25 protein-coding genes are annotated in these 20,054 nt (G+C 70.8%); 18 read left to right on the top strand and 7 right to left on the bottom strand.

Annotation, left to right across the window (positions count from 1 at the left end):
• Nucleotides 1-51: 51 nt before the first annotated feature.
• The 3 genes from ACZ6W9_RS27735 (at nucleotide 52) to ACZ6W9_RS27725 (ending at nucleotide 2,541) form a co-directional block, all read left to right on the top strand.
• Entirely contained in the window at nucleotides 52-885 is an 834-nt protein-coding gene (locus tag ACZ6W9_RS27735; protein WP_389957143.1) for an SgcJ/EcaC family oxidoreductase, read from the top strand.
• Nucleotides 886-1,407: 522 nt separating this feature from the next.
• Nucleotides 1,408-1,764, top strand: a complete 357-nt coding sequence (locus ACZ6W9_RS27730) for a VOC family protein (RefSeq protein WP_389957140.1) — start codon at nucleotides 1,408-1,410, stop codon at nucleotides 1,762-1,764.
• Between the two features lie 201 nt (nucleotides 1,765-1,965).
• Entirely contained in the window at nucleotides 1,966-2,541 is a 576-nt protein-coding gene (locus tag ACZ6W9_RS27725; protein WP_389957137.1) for a DoxX family protein, read from the top strand.
• 336 nt (nucleotides 2,542-2,877) lie between these two features.
• On the opposite strand, the gene ACZ6W9_RS27720 is transcribed toward ACZ6W9_RS27725, so the two are convergent.
• A complete protein-coding gene (locus ACZ6W9_RS27720; RefSeq protein WP_470120370.1) occupies nucleotides 2,878-3,282 on the bottom strand; it encodes a MerR family transcriptional regulator in 405 nt (134 codons plus the stop codon).
• Nucleotides 3,283-3,355: 73 nt separating this feature from the next.
• On the opposite strand from ACZ6W9_RS27720, the gene ACZ6W9_RS27715 reads away from it, so the two are divergent.
• A complete protein-coding gene (locus ACZ6W9_RS27715; protein WP_470120368.1) occupies nucleotides 3,356-4,216 on the top strand; it encodes an NAD(P)-dependent oxidoreductase in 861 nt (286 codons plus the stop codon).
• Between the two features lie 45 nt (nucleotides 4,217-4,261).
• On the top strand, nucleotides 4,262-4,789 hold the full coding sequence (locus ACZ6W9_RS27710) for an aminoglycoside phosphotransferase family protein (RefSeq protein ID WP_470120366.1): 528 nt from the start codon (nucleotides 4,262-4,264) through the stop codon (nucleotides 4,787-4,789).
• 329 nt (nucleotides 4,790-5,118) lie between these two features.
• Here the strand turns inward: ACZ6W9_RS27710 and ACZ6W9_RS27705 are convergent, their stop codons facing one another.
• The 3 genes from ACZ6W9_RS27705 to ACZ6W9_RS27695 form a co-directional block, all read right to left on the bottom strand.
• A complete protein-coding gene (locus ACZ6W9_RS27705; protein ID WP_389957125.1) occupies nucleotides 5,119-5,565 on the bottom strand; it encodes a hypothetical protein in 447 nt (148 codons plus the stop codon).
• Nucleotides 5,566-5,963: 398 nt separating this feature from the next.
• The gene (locus tag ACZ6W9_RS27700; protein ID WP_389957122.1) at nucleotides 5,964-6,641 is read right to left on the bottom strand and encodes a hypothetical protein; all 678 of its coding nucleotides are present in this window, start codon (nucleotides 6,639-6,641) and stop codon (nucleotides 5,964-5,966) included.
• Nucleotides 6,642-6,689: 48 nt separating this feature from the next.
• Nucleotides 6,690-7,298: a CGNR zinc finger domain-containing protein gene (locus ACZ6W9_RS27695; RefSeq protein ID WP_389957119.1), complete on the bottom strand. Its 609-nt coding sequence runs from the start codon at nucleotides 7,296-7,298 to the stop codon at nucleotides 6,690-6,692.
• A 26-nt stretch (nucleotides 7,299-7,324) separates the two neighbouring features.
• On the opposite strand from ACZ6W9_RS27695, the gene ACZ6W9_RS27690 reads away from it, so the two are divergent.
• The 4 genes from ACZ6W9_RS27690 (at nucleotide 7,325) to ACZ6W9_RS27675 (ending at nucleotide 10,162) form a co-directional block, all read left to right on the top strand.
• Nucleotides 7,325-7,789, top strand: a complete 465-nt coding sequence (locus tag ACZ6W9_RS27690; protein WP_389957115.1) for a GNAT family N-acetyltransferase — start codon at nucleotides 7,325-7,327, stop codon at nucleotides 7,787-7,789.
• Complete coding sequence (locus tag ACZ6W9_RS27685; RefSeq protein ID WP_389957112.1) at nucleotides 7,786-8,949, top strand: MFS transporter; 1,164 nt, start codon at nucleotides 7,786-7,788, stop codon at nucleotides 8,947-8,949. The genes ACZ6W9_RS27690 and ACZ6W9_RS27685 overlap by 4 nt, the downstream gene beginning before the upstream one ends.
• 134 nt (nucleotides 8,950-9,083) lie before the next feature.
• Nucleotides 9,084-9,683, top strand: a complete 600-nt coding sequence (locus tag ACZ6W9_RS27680; protein WP_389957109.1) for a TetR/AcrR family transcriptional regulator — start codon at nucleotides 9,084-9,086, stop codon at nucleotides 9,681-9,683.
• A complete protein-coding gene (locus ACZ6W9_RS27675; protein WP_362930938.1) occupies nucleotides 9,674-10,162 on the top strand; it encodes a cupin domain-containing protein in 489 nt (162 codons plus the stop codon). Before ACZ6W9_RS27680 ends, ACZ6W9_RS27675 begins: the two co-directional genes overlap by 10 nt.
• 132 nt (nucleotides 10,163-10,294) lie before the next feature.
• On the opposite strand, the gene ACZ6W9_RS27670 is transcribed toward ACZ6W9_RS27675, so the two are convergent.
• Nucleotides 10,295-11,668, bottom strand: coding sequence for a hypothetical protein (locus ACZ6W9_RS27670; RefSeq protein WP_389957105.1), 1,374 nt, complete (start codon nucleotides 11,666-11,668; stop codon nucleotides 10,295-10,297).
• A gap of 394 nt (nucleotides 11,669-12,062) precedes the next feature.
• Between ACZ6W9_RS27670 and sigK the strand changes: the two genes are divergently transcribed.
• The 6 genes from sigK (at nucleotide 12,063) to ACZ6W9_RS27640 (ending at nucleotide 17,268) form a co-directional block, all read left to right on the top strand.
• Nucleotides 12,063-12,659: an ECF RNA polymerase sigma factor SigK gene (sigK, locus tag ACZ6W9_RS27665; RefSeq protein ID WP_389957102.1), complete on the top strand. Its 597-nt coding sequence runs from the start codon at nucleotides 12,063-12,065 to the stop codon at nucleotides 12,657-12,659.
• Complete coding sequence (locus tag ACZ6W9_RS27660) at nucleotides 12,656-13,396, top strand: anti-sigma factor (RefSeq protein WP_389957099.1); 741 nt, start codon at nucleotides 12,656-12,658, stop codon at nucleotides 13,394-13,396. The genes sigK and ACZ6W9_RS27660 overlap by 4 nt, the downstream gene beginning before the upstream one ends.
• A 37-nt stretch (nucleotides 13,397-13,433) precedes the next feature.
• Nucleotides 13,434-15,083: a molybdopterin-dependent oxidoreductase gene (locus ACZ6W9_RS27655; RefSeq protein WP_470120361.1), complete on the top strand. Its 1,650-nt coding sequence runs from the start codon at nucleotides 13,434-13,436 to the stop codon at nucleotides 15,081-15,083.
• A gap of 56 nt (nucleotides 15,084-15,139) precedes the next feature.
• Entirely contained in the window at nucleotides 15,140-15,787 is a 648-nt protein-coding gene (locus ACZ6W9_RS27650) for a fasciclin domain-containing protein (RefSeq protein ID WP_470120359.1), read from the top strand.
• Between the two features lie 267 nt (nucleotides 15,788-16,054).
• Nucleotides 16,055-16,681: a ClpP family protease gene (locus ACZ6W9_RS27645; protein ID WP_362930950.1), complete on the top strand. Its 627-nt coding sequence runs from the start codon at nucleotides 16,055-16,057 to the stop codon at nucleotides 16,679-16,681.
• Nucleotides 16,678-17,268: a ClpP family protease gene (locus tag ACZ6W9_RS27640; RefSeq protein ID WP_389957090.1), complete on the top strand. Its 591-nt coding sequence runs from the start codon at nucleotides 16,678-16,680 to the stop codon at nucleotides 17,266-17,268. The genes ACZ6W9_RS27645 and ACZ6W9_RS27640 overlap by 4 nt, the downstream gene beginning before the upstream one ends.
• 54 nt (nucleotides 17,269-17,322) lie before the next feature.
• On the opposite strand, the gene ACZ6W9_RS27635 is transcribed toward ACZ6W9_RS27640, so the two are convergent.
• Complete coding sequence (locus ACZ6W9_RS27635; protein ID WP_362930954.1) at nucleotides 17,323-17,679, bottom strand: helix-turn-helix domain-containing protein; 357 nt, start codon at nucleotides 17,677-17,679, stop codon at nucleotides 17,323-17,325.
• Nucleotides 17,680-17,863: 184 nt separating this feature from the next.
• On the opposite strand from ACZ6W9_RS27635, the gene ACZ6W9_RS27630 reads away from it, so the two are divergent.
• The 3 genes from ACZ6W9_RS27630 to ACZ6W9_RS27620 all read left to right on the top strand — a co-directional run bounded on the left by ACZ6W9_RS27630 (nucleotide 17,864) and on the right by ACZ6W9_RS27620 (nucleotide 19,378).
• Nucleotides 17,864-18,808: a squalene cyclase gene (locus ACZ6W9_RS27630; protein ID WP_389957087.1), complete on the top strand. Its 945-nt coding sequence runs from the start codon at nucleotides 17,864-17,866 to the stop codon at nucleotides 18,806-18,808.
• Between the two features lie 6 nt (nucleotides 18,809-18,814).
• On the top strand, nucleotides 18,815-18,946 hold the full coding sequence (locus ACZ6W9_RS27625; RefSeq protein ID WP_389957084.1) for a hypothetical protein: 132 nt from the start codon (nucleotides 18,815-18,817) through the stop codon (nucleotides 18,944-18,946).
• 81 nt (nucleotides 18,947-19,027) lie between these two features.
• Nucleotides 19,028-19,378, top strand: a complete 351-nt coding sequence (locus ACZ6W9_RS27620) for a VOC family protein (RefSeq protein ID WP_389957081.1) — start codon at nucleotides 19,028-19,030, stop codon at nucleotides 19,376-19,378.
• A gap of 328 nt (nucleotides 19,379-19,706) precedes the next feature.
• On the opposite strand, the gene ACZ6W9_RS27615 is transcribed toward ACZ6W9_RS27620, so the two are convergent.
• Nucleotides 19,707-19,889 carry a hypothetical protein gene (locus ACZ6W9_RS27615; protein ID WP_389957079.1) on the bottom strand — a complete coding sequence of 61 codons (183 nt, stop codon included), beginning with the start codon at nucleotides 19,887-19,889 and terminating at the stop codon, nucleotides 19,707-19,709.
• Between the last annotated feature and the right edge of the window lie 165 nt (nucleotides 19,890-20,054).

The following is a 20,054-nucleotide window of genomic DNA, read 5'->3' as shown; positions in this document are numbered from 1 at the left end:
GCGCGGGTTGTAGTCCCGACAGGAGTACCGACCTGAAGGGACCAGGGGTTCATGCCCACCGACGAAGAACAGATCCGTGACCTGATCGAGCGCTGGGCCGAGGCGGTCCACCGCGGTGATGCGAACGGGGTGGTCGCCGACCACGCCGACGACATCGTGATGTTCGACGTGCCGCCCCCCTACGAGGGGGTGCGCGGCATCGAGTCCTACCGCCGGGTGTGGCCGCCCTTCTTCCGATGGCAGGCGCAGGGTGCCGTCTTCGAGATCGAGACGCTGGACGTCACCGCGGGCGGCGACGTCGCCTTCGCCCACGCCCTGCTGCGATGCGGCACCCCGGAGGACTTCGCCGGGAACCCGGAGAACCGGCTACGGCTGACGTTCGGGCTGCGGAGGCAGGGGGGCCGGTGGGTCATCGCCCACGAGCATCACTCGTTCCCGATCGTTGACGCCGACCGGGACGGCGGCGCCGAACAGGAAGTGCGCCGGCTGCACCGAAGGTGGTACGAAGCCACCACCGCGAGGGACCTGGACGGCATGATGGCCGCCGTCGCCGACGACGTCGTGTCCTACGAGCACGAGGAACCCCTCCGGTATCTCGGGGCCGAGGCCGTACGGGAGGTCTGCCGGCGCAACCTCGGTGCGCCCGGCGTCGCCGTCAGCTGGGACATCCCTGACCTGAAGGTGGTGGCCCGGGAGGACCTGGCGGTCGCCTGGGGGCTCAACCACGTCCGGATCGAGCAGACCGACGGCCGGTTCCTCAGCAGCTGGTCACGGGGGACCCGCGTGTTCGAGCGGCGGGACGGCGCCTGGGTGATGATCCATCAGCACCTCTCCGTCCCGTACGACCCGGGCGCCGGTGAGGCGGAGACCGACTCGCGTCCGTGAGATCTCGCCATGTCGATGCGTTCACCCTCCTACCGGGAAGGGGCCACGGACTTCGGTGAGATTCTGGCCAGGCCGGCACGGTCGTCCGGCGCGGCGAGCACGGACTCGGTCATGTCGCGGCCGGGCTGCTCACCGAGGCCGGGCGCTCCCGCGGCCGCGGTCGCGACCAGGCCCGGATCGGTGACCGGGACCGGGTCGACGAACCCGCTCCGTCGGCGTGCTCGCCGCTCACCTCCGCGGCCACCGCCGCCGACCGGATCCTGCCCACTCCGCCGGGACCGACCGCGGTCACCGCCGGTGCGCCCTGGCCGGCTCGGTCAGCCCGACCCGTTCGCTCCCCCGACCGATGAACGAGGTCAGCGGGATCGGCGGAACCGATGCCGGGCCGGATTTGCCGCATGCCCTCCGTGATCCATCCGTGCTGACGATCCGTGGTCGCCACGGACGCGCAGCGGCCGATCCGGGCGAAAAGCTGAGCACACGCAAACAGGGGGTCGATGTGCCCCGGACGACAGGAGTACCATGACCGGCTCTTCCTCCCAGGCAATCAAGACCGTGCTCCATCCCGTGTCCGATCTGGCCAAGGCCAAGGCGGTGTACTCGGCCCTCCTCGGTGTCGCGCCACAGACCGACTCGCCCTACTACGTCGGCTTCGAGGCCGGGGGACAGCACATCGGACTGGTGCCAGGCGGTGGACCGCAGGGCATGACCTCACCGGTGGCCTACTGGCACGTTCCGGACATCGAGGCGAAGCTGGCCGAGGTGATCGCCGCGGGGGCCATCGTGAAGGAGGCCGCGCACGATGTCGGCGGTGGCCGCCTCGTGGCCACCGTCACCGACCCCGACGGCAACGTCCTCGGACTGCTTCAAGACCGATGAACGCCGACGCCGGCGCCACGCCGAGCACCGGCTCACCCGTGACGACTTCAGGGCCATCGGCACCCTTTTCAAGATCGGGTACATCGAGGTTTTCGGAGGGAGATCTGCCATGAGCGGCATCGGAACGACGGGCCACCTCGTAGAGAACCGCCCGCAAGGCTTCTTCCCCGGCGAACTCCATGAGAAAGGCAGCAATAAAGCATGAACGGGCATGTCAGCGCCAACCTGCTCAGCGGCGAGAACATTGAGCGGCAGCCTGGGAGGCGCGGAACGAGGTTCACGCTCAACGGTGCACTCTGGTCACTGCAGGCGTTGTTCGGCTTCTTCTTCGCCGGGAGCGGTTTCGGCAAAGTGCTGTTGTACGACGGAGCTCTGTATGCGGCGGCGCCCCGGGCCGTGGCCTGGTACGCCGCGGTGCCGCAGCCTCTGATCGTCTTCATCGGGGTCTGTGAGGTGCTCGGCGGTGTCGGCCTGATCCTGCCGGCGATGACGGAAGTCAAACCGATGCTGACGCCGCTCGCCGCCGTCGGCCTGACACTGACGATGATCCTCGCCGCTGGTTTTCATATCACGCGCAACGAATACGCATTGGTGCCCGCGAATCTCTTGCTGGGAGGCGTCGTGGCGTTCGTCGCGGTCGGACGATGGAGGCTACGGCCCATCGCGCCCGCGCCCATCACCACCTCACGCGCACTCATGTCGTTCGCGGTCCTCGTCGCACTGGCCCTGCTGACATTCGCCCCGACGTGGTACACGATGACCAACGTCCGATTCTGATCACTCTGGTTTCACACGCCTGTTCCCTCACCCAGCCGGAACGGATCAGGGAGGGTACCGAGCGGGGTACGCCCGGAGGAGGCGCTGGACCGGCGGCCGTGAAGGGGCCGGACAGCCCTTTCCGCTTTGAGAAAGGGACGAGGCCCAACGTCGACACGATCGCATTGCGGAAGGCGGCGCCGGCCTGCATCACCTTCTGCTCGACGTGGATGTGCGGATCGGCCTCGCTCATCTGCGCCTTCATCCAAATCTCATGACGTCACGGTTTCCGGCAGAGGAGATCCGTGCCCCAGGTCCGTGGACGAGCCCCGGGCCCGGAGGGTTCCCACGGGCGGTTCAGGCGAGGACGGGCTCCTGTCCGACACAGCCGGGGGGATGGCTCTCGCCGGCCATTCGTTCGGCTGCGTCGATGTAGTCGGCCAGGGCGCCGCGTGACTGGGCGAGCCTGGCCATCCGGTCGTCCAGCCGCTGCAACCGGGACCGCATCGCGACCAGCAGCTCGGGACATCCGAGCAGTTCCGGGGCCTCTCCGGCCGCGCAGGGCAGCAGGTACGCGATGTCCTCGGAGGACAGGCCCGCACCGAGCAGGTGCCGGATCTGCTTCACCCGCAGTACGGCGTTCTGGTCGTACTCGCGGTAGCCGTTCGCGCCGCGGGCCGCCTCCAGCAGGCCCTGGGCTTCGTAGTAACGCAACTGATGGGTGTTCACACCCGTCCGGCGACTCAGCTCCCCGATCAGCATGGAAACCTCACTTGACCTTCACACCGGTATCAACGTTGACGATGCTGCCATGAACAGCGGAACCGATACATCCGTGACGGTCATCGGACTCGGACTGATGGGCCGGGCGCTCGCCAGGGCGTTCCTGAGAGCCGGGCATCCCGTGACCGTGTGGAACCGTACGGCCTCCAAGGCCGACCGGCTGGTGGCCGAGGGTGCGCGACCGGCGTCGACGGCCGGCGACGCGCTCGGGGCGAGTCCCCTGACGATCATCTGCCTCACCGACTACCGGGCCGTGCACGAACTGCTCGGCGCGAGCGGCGGCGCGCTGGACGGCAGGACGTTGGTCAATCTGACCTCGGGCACCTCGGCTCAGGCCCGGGAAGTCGCCCGATGGGCCGAGCGGCGCGGCGCCCGTTACCTGGACGGCGCCATAATGGCCGTCCCGCCGGCGATCGGGACCGCGGAGGCGGTGATTCTGCACAGTGGGCCGCAGCCGGACTTCGAGGCGCACGAGTCAACGCTCGCCGCGCTCGGCACCGTCACCCACCTCGGCGCGGACCACGGGCTGGCGTCCCTGTACGACGTGGCCGGTCTCGCCATGATGTGGAGCGTCCTGAACGCCTGGCTCCAGGGCACCGCCCTGCTCAGGACGGCCGGGGTCGACGCCGCGACGTATGCGCCGTTCGCGCGGCAGATCGCCGCCGTCGTGGCCGAATGGCTGCCCGGGTACGCCGAGCAGATCGACAGCGGCTCCTTCCCGGCCGAGGTGTCGGCCCTGGAGACCGACGTGCGGGCGATGACACACCTGATCGAGGAGAGCGAGGCGGCGGGTGTCAACGCCGAACTGCCGAAGCTGATCAAGGCGATGGCCGACCGCTCGATCGTCGCCGGACACGGCGGAGAGCAGTATCCCGTGCTGATCGAGGAGTTCGGCAGACCCCACGACGACTGACCGGTCCCGGCGCCGGGAGTGCCGGTGGGGTAGTACGCCTGGAACATGGCCGAGGTCGCGGCGCTGCTGCGGGACCTGCGGGTCTTCGCTCCCGTGCCGGGTGAGCACTCGGTGCTGCGGCCTCTGTCCCACCGCGTCGGCTTCATGTTCGGCCTGGCCGACCGCAGGCTGGCGGCGGCCGGCACGGCCGACCCGGTCGCCTCGGCGGTGCTCCGGAAAGCGCGGGCGGCGGCCCTGGAGTTGGCAGCCGACGGGCCTGCGGGACTCGTGCATGGCGATCTTCATCCGGGCAACGTGCTGTCCGGCCCGGACGCCCGTCTGGTGGCGATCGATCCGAGGCCCGCCTGGGGCGACCCGGACTTCGACGCCGTGGACTGGGTGCTCGAGGAAGCCGCGGATCTCACCGCGCTGGAGCGAAGGATCGAGGAGTTGGCGGCACTGGTTCCCGGTCAGTGTCCTCGTCGTGTGCTGGGCTGGTGCCGGGCCCTGGCCGCCCTCATCGCGGTCCCCCGGAGGTGCGCGGGGCGAGACGACCCACAGACCCGGTTCCTCATGACTCTGGCCCACGGCTGATCCCTTCGCCGGCCCCAGCCGGTCCCCGTGTCACCGGTCATCCAGCGATCTTCCACCATCCGGCGTCCGGAACCGGATACGGGCGCGGGTCCTGCCAGGATCGGCCGTCGACGAGACCGGGGCGCGGGGCGAACGGAAGGCGGAGCAAGCTCACCCCTGCCGATTGGGAGCGATCATGTCCGGCGTCGGGATGGGCGCGGCCCTTCCCGGACGGAGCCGGTCCGGCGCCTCGGTGACCGTCCCCACCTGGAGGGCTCCGGCCTTCCGTCGGCGATATGTCCTTCGCCATGGAAATCGGCCCGGCGTCATCGATTCCGGCCCGGCCGGGCTCAGGGCGAGTAGTCGATCCAGAGATACCAGACGGGCGCATCCGAATCGGCGTCGTCGCTGGGACCTTCGATCAGCACGTCGATCTCGCCATGCGCGAACTTCTTGGTGGCGACCTCCTGAATGTCGGACGGATCGAGCTCCTCGAAGGGGCCGGTGAAATGCCAGCCCTCTCGGTGAAATGCGGCCAGCGCCTTTCGCGCGTTGTCGACACCCGACACCGTCACGACCACCATGCCGTCGCTGTCCGGGTCGGACTGACAGTCATCCTCGAGTTCGACCGACTTGACCGAGCCTGCGGGAAGCAGCCGGATCACTTCCTCTTCGAGCCGGGGCGCCTGCTGTGCCGCCCGCTCCTTGCACTCCGCCACGTGAACGCCGCACGAAGGGATGGGGGACAACAGCACGGTGATTGTCAGGGCCGAGACCAACCCCTTGATCAGACTCACGACCCCAAGCCTGACATGGCCCTCGGCGCCGTGCCAGACTTTCGGATCTCACCGTCCCCGGAAGCGTTGCCGGCCGACCGGCCCCATGCCGGTCAGGCGATCACCGACCGGGCCGGAACCGTGCCGGTGCGGACAGGCGAACGGGCCGGAACCGATGACATCGGCCCCATTCGAAAGGCACAGGGCAACCGGTGAACGCCCGCGCCGGGTGCGGTCGCTTCCCGCGAGGATCGATCATGTCTCCCGTTCCCGGGCGAGGTCGGAACTCACGGACGTTCACGGCCGCTTTTCGCGCGCGAAACCGCGCGGGCCCTGTCGCGGTCCCGCGAGGCGTGTGATGGTGACGCCGGGTGCCGGAGCCCTCCGAGTGCCTCCGCCGGTCAGGGGTCGCGATCTCGCTACGAGAGGTAGGGGCTGAAATGGTCGGCGACGGCCTCCGCGATCGCGGCGGCGTCGAGGGAGCCGTCGACTTCGATAACGCGGATGCCGAGCCGGTGGGCGTTGCGGACGGCGTCGTCCGCGACGAGGCGGTCCCGGGCGAGGCGGTTGGCCTGTGCGCGGGCCGGATCACTGACGCGGTGCCCGAGCGAGGCGGCGCGCGGTAGTTCCCGGAGCTGGCGCCGGCGGAACTCCGGCGTGGGCACCATGACGACCATCCGGCGCGGTGAGTCGATGATGGGCGCGACGAGTTCCGGACGGAGTCCCCAGCCTTCGGCGATGATCGGGTGGCCCGAGACGAGCGCGCGCAGGTCGTCCAGGACCCACCCGAACCGGTCCGGGAAACCGGCCAGGGTCGCGGCGGCCATCTCCTCCGGGGTGGTGTGGACCCACATCCTGTCCGGGTCGGGCTCGGTGGCCGGCTCGCCGAGGCCGACGCGACGGGCGATCCGGCGGTCGTTGTGCCCGCGGGCGTCGTGGTAGTCGTAGTGGTAGACGGTGACGCGGCATCGGGCGGCCAGGAGCCGGGCCACGGTCGACTTTCCGGCCCATTGGCCACCGCCGATCCACAACGCGCGGCGCAACGTGCCGAAGGGGTCCCAGACGTCGCTTCCCGCAAGAGAGTCATGGCCGGTCATCCGGGTCCTCCTGTTGTCTCCTGCCGTCTCCTGTGTCGAGACCGTCTCCTACGTTGAGACGCGATCGGTCATGGACGCCGGGGCCGAGGGGCCGGCGGGCGGTGCCGGCCACCGTCGCCCGCCGGCGAGCCGGGCGGGGGGTGTGGACTGACGGGCGCGGTGGCGGCGTACCGCGTCCCGGTTGGCGCACGGCTGGGAACAGTAACGCTGCCGGGCGGTGCGTGAGGTGTCCGCGAAGATCCTCTCGCAGTCGGCGGCGGCACACCGTCCGAGCCGGTCCATGCCCCGGCTGACGAGGTGCATCGCCGTGCCCACGGAGATCAGCGCGAACAGCACCGCGCCGAGCGGCTGCAGGTCGTCGCGATAGTGCAGGTGCCAGCCGTGGGCGTGGTCGGTCAGCCGGGGGTAGGCGGCCGACCGGGCCAGCATCTCGTTGACCAGCCCGGCCTTCGCGCGCTCGTCCGTGGCGTCGACGACCTTCGTCCAGGCGTCGACGACGGCGAGGGTCTGGTCGAGATCCGACGGTTCGACGGGGCGTTCCAGCACCAGGCCGGCCGCGCGGCAGCGGTCGGCGAGTTCGCCGGCGCTCGCCGGCGGGCGGTTCGCCAGTTCCGCGGCGAAGTTCACCACATCCGCGCCGTAAGGGTTGAGGTGCATAAGCCCATTACATCAGCCTGTACGCCATGACGCGAACAGCAACAGAGCATGACATTCCCGAACTCGTCCGTCTCCGGACACTGCTCTTCGACGACCTCGGCGGCGACTTCTTCAACCCGGCGGACGCCGGTGACGACTGGCGCGACGCGCTCGCCCGGGTTCTCCGGCGGAAGCTGACCGAGCCCGACTGCCGGATCCTGGTCGTGGACGGCGGCACCGGCCTGGCCGCCTGCGGCATCGGCACGATCGAACAGTGGTTCCCCGGCCCCCACTCCCGCAACGGGAGGATCGGCCACGTCATCGGCATGGTCACCGACCCGTCGCACCGGCGGCGCGGGTACGGCCGGGCGGTCATGCTCGGCCTGCTCGACTGGTTCCGCGACCGCGACGCCGTACGGGTCGACCTCACCGCCTCCCGCGAGGCGGAGCCGCTCTACCGGCGGCTCGGCTTCGCGGACCACCCCGACCCCCTGCTGTGCTGGAAGCCGTGAGGACGTCGCGATACCGCTGGGTCATTCTGGGTGTCGCGACCTTCACCCAGGCCGCGGCCGCGTTCTTCGTGCAGGGCATCGGCGCGATGAGCGTCCACCTGCAACGGGACCTGGGGCTGAACGCGACCCGGCTGGGCCTGCTGCTGTCGGCGGCTCAGCTGCTTCCGCTGGCCGGGTTGCTCGTGGCGGGACGGCTGCTGGACCGCCACGACGAACGCTGGGTCGTCGGGATCGGTGCTCTCGTGGTCGCCGTCGCGCTGGCCGCCGGAAGCGCGGCCCCGGGGTACGCCTCCCTGCTCGTGGTCCTGCTGATCGTCGGTGCGGGGTACAGCACCGTCCAGCCGGGCGGCGGTAAATCGGTGGCGTCCTGGTTCGACACGTCGCAGCGTGGCCTGGCCATGGGTGTCCGCCAGGCGGGGCTCCCGCTCGGAGGCGTCCTCGCCGCCCTCGCGCTCCCCTCGCTGGCGACCGCCTTCGGCTGGCGGTCGACGCTCGTGGCGGGCTCGCTCGCCGCGCTGTCGGGCGCCGTCGTCTTCATGGCCTTCTGCCGCCGCCCACCGGGCCGGCGACCGACGCCGGCCGCGTCCCGCGTGCGGTTGGAGCTGCTCCGCGAGCCGTACATGAAGAAGATCGTCTTTTCCGGTGTGAGCATGGTGTCGGTGCACAGCGGCGTGGGCGTCCTCACCGTGCTGTACCTGCACGAGGTGACGTCCATGGACGCCGCCCCGGCGGCCCTGGTCTACGTCGCGGTCCAGTGCGCGGGCGCGCTGGGCCGTGTCTGCCTGGCGGCCTGGAGCGACCGCCACCGATCCGGCCGCTACGCCTGCGTCCTGACGTGCCTGGCCGCCGTGATCGTCGGGATGACCGCGTTGGCGACCCCCGTCGGCCGGTCTCCCGTCGCGGCCTGCGCGCTCTTCGTCTGGCTCGGCTTCTTCGGAATCGGCTGGTACGGCCCCTGGGTCGCCTACGCCGCCGAGTCGGCGCCGCCGGGCCACACCGGATTCGTCCTCGGCCTGGCCATGGCCGTCAACCAGGTGGCGGTCGTCCTGGCGCCGGCCGCGCTCGGCCTGCTCGCCGACCTGACCGGTGGTTTTGCGCCCGCCTGGGCCCTGCTCGCCGCGCTGACCGCCGTCGCCCTGACGGTGACGGCCCGGCTGTGACCGGTTCGGACGGCCGGCCGTAGCCCTCACCGCCGTCCCCGGCCGCCCCGCCATTACGAAACCGCGGTTGCGTAATGGCGGGGCAGGGAGTAGCTTTTATTTCGCTACACGAGTTTCGTAACAGGGAGGTCGGCATGGCGCCTCGGGGGCGGCCGCGTGACATGCAGGTCGACGAGCGGGTGCTGCGGATCGCCGCCGCCCTGCTGTTCGAGCGCGGCTACGCCGGTCTGTCCATCGACGAGGTGGCCGAGCAGGCGGGGGTGGCCAAGACCACGCTGTACCGCCGCTGGCCGACCAAGGACCACCTGGCCGTCGCGGTGGTGGCACGGCTGCAGGCCGATGACGAGATCACCGACACCGGCGACATCCGGGCCGACCTCGTCGACTACCTGGAGAAGATCGCCGCCGGGCTCAACCGCATGCGCGCGGCCGGGCACCGCCGGGGGCCCTCCGCCGGAACGGCCGGCGAGCTCGTGGCCGCCGCGGCCAGGCACGAGGACATCGGCCGGCTGACCCGCGAACAGTACGCCGAGCGCAACGCCATCGCGCTCGCCCTGATCGAGCGGGCGCGCGTACGCGGAGAGCTGCGCGCGGACCTCGACGCCGAGGCGCTGTTCGACCAGCTGGCCGGCGCCCTCTACTACCGAGTGATGATCACAGGCGCGCCTGTCGACCGGGCCTACGCGGAACGGCTCGTGTCATGCGCGCTCGAAGGGAACCTGACATGTCAATGATCGTGGAAACCGCCGTCGTCCACGCGGTCGACGCCGAGACCATCGGCTCGCCCACGGCGACCGGACGGCTGCTGCTCGACTCCGGCGACACCGGCGGCGCGCTGAGCACCATCCGGATGACGCTCGCCGAAGGCGCGGACGGCGCCGTGCCCCACCACCACGCCACCGCGACCGAGCTGTTCTACATCCTGGAGGGCAGGGCCCGCGTCCTGTCCGGCGAGGAGATCGTGACGCTGGAGGCGGGCGACGTGGCGGCCGTGCCCCCGCTGACACCCCACGCGTTCGCCGCCGCCCCCGGCCACACCGCCGACCTCCTCATCGTCGTCGCCCCCGGCATCCAGCGCTTCGAGTACTTCCGCCTGCTCGACCGCCTGCGCCGGGGCGAGGCCACGCTCGACGAACTGCTCGCCTCCCAGGACCTCTACGACAACCACTTCCTCGACAGCCCCGCCTGGACCCGCGACCGCCAGGCGTCCTGACCCCCGGCTGCGTCGAATCGAAGACGGCGACGGGCCGGATCCAGCCAGGCGCCGAGCGGACCTCCCCCCGGAACGCGTCGCGGACGCGCGCCGCGTCCCCGGGTCGGACGGGTTCTCAGGCCGGACGGTCTCTCAAGCGGACATCTGGTCGTAGCGGACGCGCATGCCGTCCACGAGGGTCTTGAGCGCGGCTGAGGTCGGCAACCAGGGGTCGGCCGGCGACACAGTGGCCTGAGCGACGAACTGATCGGCGAGGCCGGTCATCGGCGTCGCGGCGTTCGTCACGTCCGCGACCAGCAGGTGGGCCGCGTTCCCCGCGGGCGGGGCCGCTCCGGCCGGCAGCACGTGCACGGTGTTCTGCGCCAAGCCCCAGCCCACCAGCTGGTGCAGATCAGCCAGAACCTCCTCCATCACCGCGAAGTCGTAAGCGGTGATCAAGGGAAGCTCCGGTGCGACGTCGGCCCGGGTGGTGGAGCGGCCCTCGGCCCCGTGGTGCAGGGTCATCGAGATCTGCTCCGACTCCAGCATGAGCTGCCGGAGCAGTAGTTCGTCCGGTGCGGTGCCCAGCCACACCCACGAGGTCTGATACCGCTGTACGTATCCCATCCGCTGCCACACCCACAGCGACCGGGCCCAGGCTCGGGTGAGCCGCTGCTGCGCCTCCGTCATCGCCTCGCGCACCTTGGCCTCCTGCTGAGCCGTCAGGGCCGGGCCACCCGGAGGGCCGAGCACGGTGAGCGGAGCGGGCGCGGGCAGGGTCAGGCCCGCATGGCGTCTGGCCACCTCGGCGTAGTGGTCGGCGTTGGTGCTCTTGATCGGCCAGGCGGCCGTCGCGAAGCCCGGTGCGCCGAAGTAGAGGTGATCCGTGATGTCCGTGCTGGCTATGTGGAAGGACTCGTGCAGCAGGGTGCGGATCCGGCCGTCGGTACGGGCGTCCACGAACGTCTCGGGAACGGTCAGCGACCTCGGCGAGGACGTCGCGCCGGCGCCCTGAATGCTCAGATCACCCCGGTGGTCCAGCAGGATCAACCGGTTGTCGTGGAGACGGTTCAGCCCTTCCGCGGCTTCGGTGAACGTCTTCCTGATCCCCGGCACCCTGGTGTTGTCCGGGAGGGCGAAGACGGCGATGATGTGCGCGTCGGCGTTACCCGCGGCGATCTGGGTGAGAACGGCGGTCACCTCGTCCACCATGGTCTTCAGCACCGTCAGGCCGGGGTTCTTCGGAGGCTGGTTCTGCCGGGTTCCCGCCTGCATGACGTACGGGGTCCTGTCGTTGAAGACCTCGATCAGCTTTTCCAGGGTGTCGTCGGCCGTCGCGTTCGTGTAGTCCAGCGGGGCGGCGGTCCGGGCGTAGCCGTCCACGCCGGTGCCGCCCAGTGCGACCCGTAGCGCGCCGAGGTCGCTCTGCCGTACCCGGCCGTACGCGCGCCGTACCATCCGGTGCAGCGTCCTGCGGAGCGGGGGTTGAGAGAGCCGGGGGTGGGTGAACGGTTCGTTCCGGGTCACACCGCTTAATGGCAGCATGAGTTCCCTTTCTCGTTCGGCGTCTTCCCTCGCGACGAATGTCGCACACCAGATACGACGCCTGTTTTAAAAACGCGTTTACCGGGATACTCGAATTCGGCGAAGAGATTCGGTGCGCCTCCGGGTCCGTGGAGGCGGTTCTCCGGTGTGCTGGGATTTCCTTCCGCGGCGGAGCGTGCCGGGAGCCGGCCCCCACGCTCGAGGAGGAAATGGGAGCACGCGCGTCCCGATCCGCCACGCCGTGCCGGTGCGCCCGTCCCCGCGCCGGGTGGGTGAGGGGATTCGCCGGTCAACGGATGTGCCGACCCATCCGATACGCGACCGGCGACGAAGTTCCTGTGGCCGGTGCCGTGCCGGCAGGGGCAGGAGGGGGCGCATGGGAGCGCGTGGCCGGTCGCCGATCGGCGAAGACCGTCCGGATGATTTCTCACCGGGGCTGAAGGAACTGCTGCAGGCGGTCGGCAAGGGTGATCGTGAGGCGTTCGAGCGGTTGTACGAGGTGCTGGCTCCTCGGGTGTTCGGGCTGGTCCTGAGGGTGTTGCGGGATCGGGCGCACAGCGAGGAGGTGGCGCAGGAGGTCCTGGTGGAGGTGTGGCGCAGCGCCACCCGTTACGAACCGGACAAGGGGTCGGTGCTGGCATGGGTGCTGACCATCGCGCACCGGCGGGCGATCGACCGGGTGCGTTCGGCGCAGGCGGTCATGGATCGGGAGGAACGGGCGGCGCGGCTGGAACCGTACCGCCCCTTCGACGAGGTGACCGAGCTGGTGGTGGGCCGTCTGGAAGGCGAGCGGCTGCGCCGCTGCCTGGAGGGGCTGACCGAGTTGCAGCGTGAGTCGGTCACCTTCGCCTACTACGGGGGCCACTCCTACCGGGAGGTCGCCGAGCTGGTCAAGGCGCCGCTGGGGACGGTCAAGACACGGATGCGAGACGGGTTGATCCGGCTGCGGGACTGCCTGGGAGTGGAGCGATGACAGAGCGGCGACAGGAGTTCGATCCCCACACGCTGGCGGGAGCGTACGCGCTCAACGCCCTCGACGACGAGCTGGAGCGCCGCCGCTTCGAGCGGCACCTTGCCGGATGCCAGGAATGCGCCCGGGAGATCACCACGCTGATGGAGACGGCGGCCAGGATGGGCGCCGCGGTGGCCGCCGAGCCGCCGTCGAGTCTGCGGGCACGGGTGATGGCCGAGATCGAGCAGGCCCGGCAGCTTCCCCCCGCCGTCGCGCGACCACGCCGGCGGCCGGGAGGGTGGCGGCCCTGGCTGGCCGCGGCCGGCGTGGCCGCGATGCTGGCGGCCGTGGTGGCCATGGGCGTCACGACGTTGCAGACGCGGAGCCGGCTGGAGGAGATCCGCCGGAGCCAGCAGGAGATCACGGCGGTGATGACCGCCCCGGACGCCCGCACCTCGACGGCCGTGTCCGGCGGGATGCGGGGCGGCGTGCTGGTCTCGCGGTCGGAGAGGCGGATGGTGTTCTGGGCCTCCGGCCTGCCCGACCCGCCCGCGGGCCGGGTCTACCAACTGTGGCGGCTGGCGCCGGGGGAGATCAGCTCGGCGGGTCTGCTCACCGTCAGCTCGGGCAGCGCCACGCCGGTGCTGGTCACGGCCGGCGCGGGGACGGCCAGGCTGGGTATGACCCAAGAGCCGGCCGGCGGTTCCCGGCAGCCCACCGGCGACCCGATCCTGCTGGTGGACATCCCGGCCGCCTGACACCCATCCGATCGGGGAGCGGCTCCGAATCCCTGGTGTGACGGGTGAGAAACGAGGCTTCACGGCAGCCGCCTACGGGGTGCTGGCCGGGATCCTCTCCATGGCCATGGCGGAGCTGGCGGCGGCGCTGATCGGGCGACCGCAGGCCGGCCCGCCGGCGGCGGTCGGATCGGCCTTCATCGATCTGACCCCCGGATGGCTGAAGGACTTCGCCATCCGCACCTTCGGCAGCGCCGACAAGCTCGTGCTGCTGCTCGCCCTGGCGGCCGGGTTCCTCCTGGCCGCCGCGGCCATCGGTCCGGCCGCGCTCCGGCGACCGCGCGTGGCCATCACGATCCTCTCCGGGGTCGTGGCGGTCGCCGGGGCGGCGGTCCTGACCAGGCCCGCCGTCCTGCCCGTGGACGTCCTGCCGTCGGCGGTCGCGGTCATCACCGGCGTGATCACGCTTCGGCTGGTCGGCCGCCTTCTCCTGTCGCGCGACCGTGTCGCGCTCGGCGACTTCACCCGGAACGACGACGGCCGTGAAGGGGGCCACGATGACCGCTTCACCTGGAACGAGGGTCGCGAAAAGGCCCACGACGACCTCCTCGCCCGGAAGGACGACGGCCGCGAGGGGGCCCACGGCGACCTCGACCGGCGCGTCCTCCTCACCGCGGGCGCCGGCATGCTGGGGCTGGCCGCGCTCGCCGGCGGCGGGAGCCGCGCGATCACCGCCCTGCGGCGGCCCGGCGTCACGGCGATCGCGCTCCCACGCCCGGCGCGCCCGGCCCCGCCCCTGCCCGCCGGTACGGACCTGGCGGTCCCCGGCCTGTCGTCGTTCACCACCCCCGCCACCGCCTTCTACCGTGTCGACACCGCGCTCGTCATCCCCCAGGTGGACCCCCACGACTGGACGCTGCGCATCCACGGGCTGGTCGATCAGCCCGTCGAGCTGACCCTGCGGGAGGTGCTGGCCCGGCCGCTGACCGAACGCGACATCACCCTGACGTGCGTGTCCAACGAGGTCGGCGGGCCGTACGCGGGCAATGCCCGCTGGCTCGGCCTGGATCTCGCCGCGCTGCTGCGCCAGGCGGGCGTCCGGCGTGGCGCGGCGCAACTGCTGTCCCGCTCGGCCGACGGCTGGAGCGCCACCACCCCGCTGGAGACCATCCTGGACGGCCGCGACGCGCTCCTGGCCATCGCGATGAACGGCCGGGCGCTCCCGCCCGAGCACGGCTTCCCCGCCCGCCTGATCGTGCCGGGGCTGTACGGCTACGCCTCGGCCACCAAGTGGGTCACCGAGCTCCGCCTCATTCCGCCGGGCGGCGGGCGGTCCTACTGGACCCGCCGGGGATGGGCCGAACGCGCCCCGATCAAGACCGCCTCCCGCATCGAGGTTCCCAAGCCCTTCGCCACCGTGCCCGCCGGCCCGGTCATGGTCGCGGGCACCGCCTGGGCCCAGCACCGCGGCATCGCCGCCGTGGAGGTCGGCATCGACGACGGCCCCTGGCGACAGGCGCAGCTCGCCGCCACCCCCGGCCCCGACACCTGGAGGCAGTGGAAGCTGCCCTGGAACGCCACTCCCGGCCGGCACCGCCTTGAGGTCCGCGCCGTCGACGCCACCGGCGCCGTCCAGACCAGCCGGCGCGCACCCACCATTCCCGACGGCGCCACCGGCTGGCACTCGGTCCTGGTGACCGTCACCTGAATCCCCTGTTCCACCGTCTGTCCGCCTGTTCACACTCAGACAAGGAATCAATAAAAATGATCAAGAACAATCGCCTTGCCGTCGCTCTGCCCCTGCTGGCCCTGGCCGTGTCCCTGACCGCGTGCGGAGGCGATGCCGACACCGGCGCCGACATGGGCGCGGCGCCGTCCACCGGCAGCGCCCCGATGGCCACCGGCGGCGGCGCCCCGACTGCCGGCGAGTCCGCCGCGGCCGCGCCGTTCGGTACGGCCTGCTCCGCGGTCCCCGCCTCGGGCAAGGGCAGCTTCACCGGCATGGCCGAGGACCCGGTGGCCACCGCGGCCTCCAACAACCCGGTGCTCTCCACCCTGGTCGCCGCGGTGAAGAAGGCCGGCCTGGTCGACACCCTCAACTCCGCCGAGGACATCACCGTCTTCGCCCCGACCGACGACGCCTTCGCCAAGATCGACAAAGCCGCGCTCGACAAGGTGCTGGCCGACAAGAAGATGCTCACCGACATCCTCACCTACCACGTCGTCCAGGGCCGCAAGACACCGGCCGATCTGGCCGACGGCTCGTTCGCCACGCTGCAGGGCGGCAAGGTCACCACCAGCGGTTCCGGCCAGGACTACACGGTCGGCGGCGCCGGCGTGGTGTGCGGGAACGTGTCCACCCGCAACGCCACCGTCTACATCATCGACACCGTCCTCATGCCCAAGAAATGATCTCGGGGGCTGGGCTCCCTGAACCGCCCCGGGCCGACGGAGACGTCGAGGACCCGGAAGGACGCCGATCGCGGCCGCTCCCAGCGGGCGCCGCGGGCGGCTGTCCGAGCGAGCGGACCCGGCAAGGACCCGGCCGGGGGAGAGGCCGGCGGGTGAGAGCCGATTCCCGGCCGCGACGTCCGCGAACCGGACTCGCGCTGCTCAGAGCAGATCTGCCGCAGGCGGATCGCGGCGACATCGGTCCGTCGCGCCCCACATGATGAACGCATGGGCGAAGAATCGAAACTTCCACTGTTCGACGCGCGGGTGAGGCGCGAACTCTACGAGGGGCGCGTTCTCGTTCTCGACGGTCCTCTCAATGACGACAACGGGACACTGCTCGCCACGCAACTGATAGCGCTCGCCACGCAGGACGCGTCGGCCGACATCGCACTGTGGATCCACTCCCCGGGCGGCTCGGTCCCGTCGATGCTCGCCATTCGCGACGTCATCCGGCTCATCCCCTGCGACGTGTCGACCCTCGTGCTGGGAATCGCCTACAGCGCCGGGCAGTTCCTGCTGTCCTCGGGCGCCCGGGGAAAGCGCCGCGCCCTGCCGCACGCGCGTGTCCTGATGCACCAGGGTTCGGCCGGGATCGGCGGCACCGCGGTCGACATCGAACTGCAGGCCGACGACCTCCGGCACACCCGCGACACGGTGCTCGGCCTCATCGCCGAGGACACGGGGCAGCCCGTGGAGCGGATCTTCGAGGACTCCCTGCACGATCGCTGGTACACGGCGCAGGAGGCACTGGACTACGGCTTCATCGACGAGATCGTCCAGAGCTTCGACGAAATAGCGCCGCGCAATCGCCCGCGGTCCGGATTCGGCATCACCGAAGGAGCCGGCCAGTGAGCAGTTACACCATTCCCAACGTCATCGCCCGGAATCCCCGCGGCGAGCGGATCATGGACGTCTACTCGCATCTTCTCACCGAGCGGATCGTCTATCTGGGAACCGCGATCGACGCGGGCGTCGCGAACGCGCTCATCGCGCAGATGATTTTCCTGGAGTCGGACAACCCCGATGCCAGCATACAGTTCTACATCAACTGTGAGGGTGGGGATCCGAGTGCGATGCTCGCGATATACGACACCATGCGCTATATCCGCCCGCGGGTCGAGACGACCTGCGTCGGACAGGCCGTCGCGGTGGGCGCCGTCCTTCTCGCCGCGGGCGCCGAGGGAAAACGCGCCGCCCTTCCGCACGCACGGATAATCCTGCACCAACCGGCCGCCCAGGGGCGCGGGGCGATCCCCGATCTCATCCTGCAGGCCGACGAGGTCGTCCGTGTCCGAGCGGACATCGAGCGCCTCCTGTCACGGCACACGGGCCAGACCGTCGAGACCCTGCGCGCCGACACCGACCACGACCGCGTGTTCACCGCGACCGCGGCCCTGGAGTACGGGCTCCTCGACCAGATCATCGAGGAGCGTTCATAGGGCCATGGACGCCCCCGGCGGGCCGGTGCCCCGGCCTTCGGGCCGGGGAGCGCGTCAGGCGGCCAGGGAGTACGCCGCGGAGCAGGTGGCGCCTCTCGACGTGCCGCTCTGGGCGGACCGCAGGCTCTCGGCGACGGCGAGGGTCAGATCGATCAGGGTGACATCGAGCGCGCCGGCGACCGCGGCGATCATCTCGCTCGACGGCTCCTTGACGCCCCGTTCCATCTCGGAGAGATACTGCGGCGAGACGCCGGCGCGACGCGCCGTCTCGCTCAGCTTCTCGCCCCGCTCGTGACGGAGATCTCTGAGCCGCTCACCGAGCACGTGCCGCCACAGCGGCTCGCGAACCGGGGACGGCTTGGGGTCGGTCCGACCGGTCGCCGGACGTAGCGGCGGGACAGAGAAGGCCATACCTCACCATAGGTAGACGGCGCGTTCGAGTTCCGGTGACTTCGCGCAGAGCGGAACCGTCCCCGCCTCCTCCGTCCGCCTCCCGGGGGCGGCGGGGCCCGGTGCCGCCGGGACGTCTCCTGCCCCGGGATGCATCCCGGCGGAACCCTGTGATCGGGCGCTCCGGATGGTCTATGGTACGGCGATGACCGCGATCGATTGGCTGTTCGAATCCGACCCCGCCATTCGCTGGCAGGTGCTACGCGACCTCACCGGTTCCTCGCCCGACGAGGTCGCCGCCGAACGGGCACGCGTGGAGCACGAGGGCTGGGGCGCCCGTCTCCTGGCGCTCCAGGGCGCCGACGGCCTGTGGGAAGGCGGTGCCTGCTTCCCCGCGTCCTACACCGGCGGTGAGCCCGGGCAGCCCTGGACGGCGACGATGCACACCCTGCACACCCTGCAGATCCTCGGCCTCGACCCGGCGTCGAAGGCGGCCCGCCGTACGATCCCGCTCGTCGCCGAGAACGGGCGGTGGGAGCACGAGGGGCAGCGGTACTTCGACGGCGAGGTCGAGCCCTGCATCAACGGCAGGACGATCGAGACCGGCGCCTACTTCGGGGCGGACGTCTCGGTGATCGTGGAGCGGGTCCTCGGTGAGCGGCTCGCCGACGGCGGCTGGAACTGCGAAGCCGAGAACGGATCGGTGCGCTCCTCGATCGACACGACGATCAACGTGCTGGAGGGACTCCTCGAATTCGAGCGGGCGACCGGCGGGTCCGACGCGGTGCGCGAGGCGCGCCGCGGAGGGGAGGAGTACCTCCTCGAACGCGGTCTGTTCCGCCGCAGGAGCACCGGTGAGGTCGTCGACGCGACGTACCTCGACTTCGCCTTCCCGTACTACTGGCACTACGACGTGCTGCGCGCGCTCGACTACTTCAGGCGCTCGGGGGCCGAGCCGGACCCCAGGATGGCGGAGGCCGTGGAGGTCGTCCGCTCCAAGCGGCGGCCCGACGGCCGCTGGCTGCTCGACCGCGTCCATCAGGGCCGCGTCCACTTCCCCCTGGAGGAGGGCGTGGGCAGGCCGAGCCGCTGGAACACCCTCCGCGCGCTCCGGGTGCTCGACTGGTGGCGAGACCGACCCCGCGGGTAGGACCCCGTGAGGGTGGCCCGGAAGGCGGGTTCCCTGGTCGAGGTGACGCTTCGCAGGCGCCTCTTCCACCGGGGTGAGCACGTCGACGCCCGGGTCGGCTCCCTGCTCCGGGACGAGGCGTACGGTCACCGGCGGTGACCCGCCGGACGAGGCGAAGATCACTCGCCCACGGGTGGAACGTTGGACGAGGTGCCGACACGGTCCTACGATAACGGCCCTATGAGCCATTTCAATCATATCGACCTCGTCGAATTCCCAGCGGAATCCATCGAACAACTCCAGGCCGCCAAGACGTTCTTCGGAGAGGTGTTCGGCTGGAAATTCCAGGACTGGGGTGACCATTACGCCGACACCGCGGACAGCGGCGTGAGCAGCGGACTCATCGCCGACGCCGGGGCGCGGTCCCGCATGCCATTGGCGGTCGTCCATGTCGAGGACCTGGAAGCGGCGTACGAAAAGGTGGCCGGCGCCGGTGGAACCATCGTGAAAGAGATATTCTCTTTTCCCGGTGGCCGGCGCTTCCATTTCAGGGACCCCGCCGGCAACGAGCTGGCGGCCTGGTCCGAGTGACCCGGGGCGACCGCGGGTGACCGGGAGCTGACCGCAGGCCCTTCACGCGCACGCCGGCCGACGGGCCGGCGTGCGACCGTGAAGTTCACGGCCGTCAAGCGGCAGGGGAGGCACCGGCGATCCACCTCCCGGGACGGGCCGCTGCCGGAGGCGGTCCTGCGCGGTCAGGATCAGGATCACGTCGAGTACCCCGTTCTTCGACACGGGGAAGATGTGGGACGCTCTGGGGTCGCCCGGAACGGTGGCGAAGGTCCCGTGCATCGCGTTCCGCTTCAGCCTGGGGTAGGCGGCCTTCAGCTGTGCGTACGTGGAGCCCCGGCCGATGTCCTCAGGCGTTCTGACGGTACCCGGGGGCGGAGATCATGGCCACGCCCTGCTTCCGGGAGATGGACACCCCCGCCCGGTCTCCGCCGTACCGCTCCGCCTTCAGGTCCCAGGTCGAGCACGTGGTGGGGGTGTCGATGGATTTGCGGACGATCTTCCCGGCCGCCTCGGCCTGTGCCGCGGACATCCCGAGCCTCAGGCTGCCGTACCCGAACGGTCCGATCGTCGTCCGCCGGGCCGCGGGAGCGGCCGAGGCTGCGTTCGCAGCGGGTACGGCACCTGCCGGCGCGACCCCCTCCGGCCGGCGCCGTCACGAGCGCTGATCGGCCGATACGCAGGCATGATGACTGTT

It is taken from the genome of Streptosporangium sp. NPDC053982, from assembly GCF_055585205.1.
The sequence above is the reverse complement of the archived record's forward strand: the minus strand, read 5'-3'. Positions and strand labels throughout refer to the sequence as shown.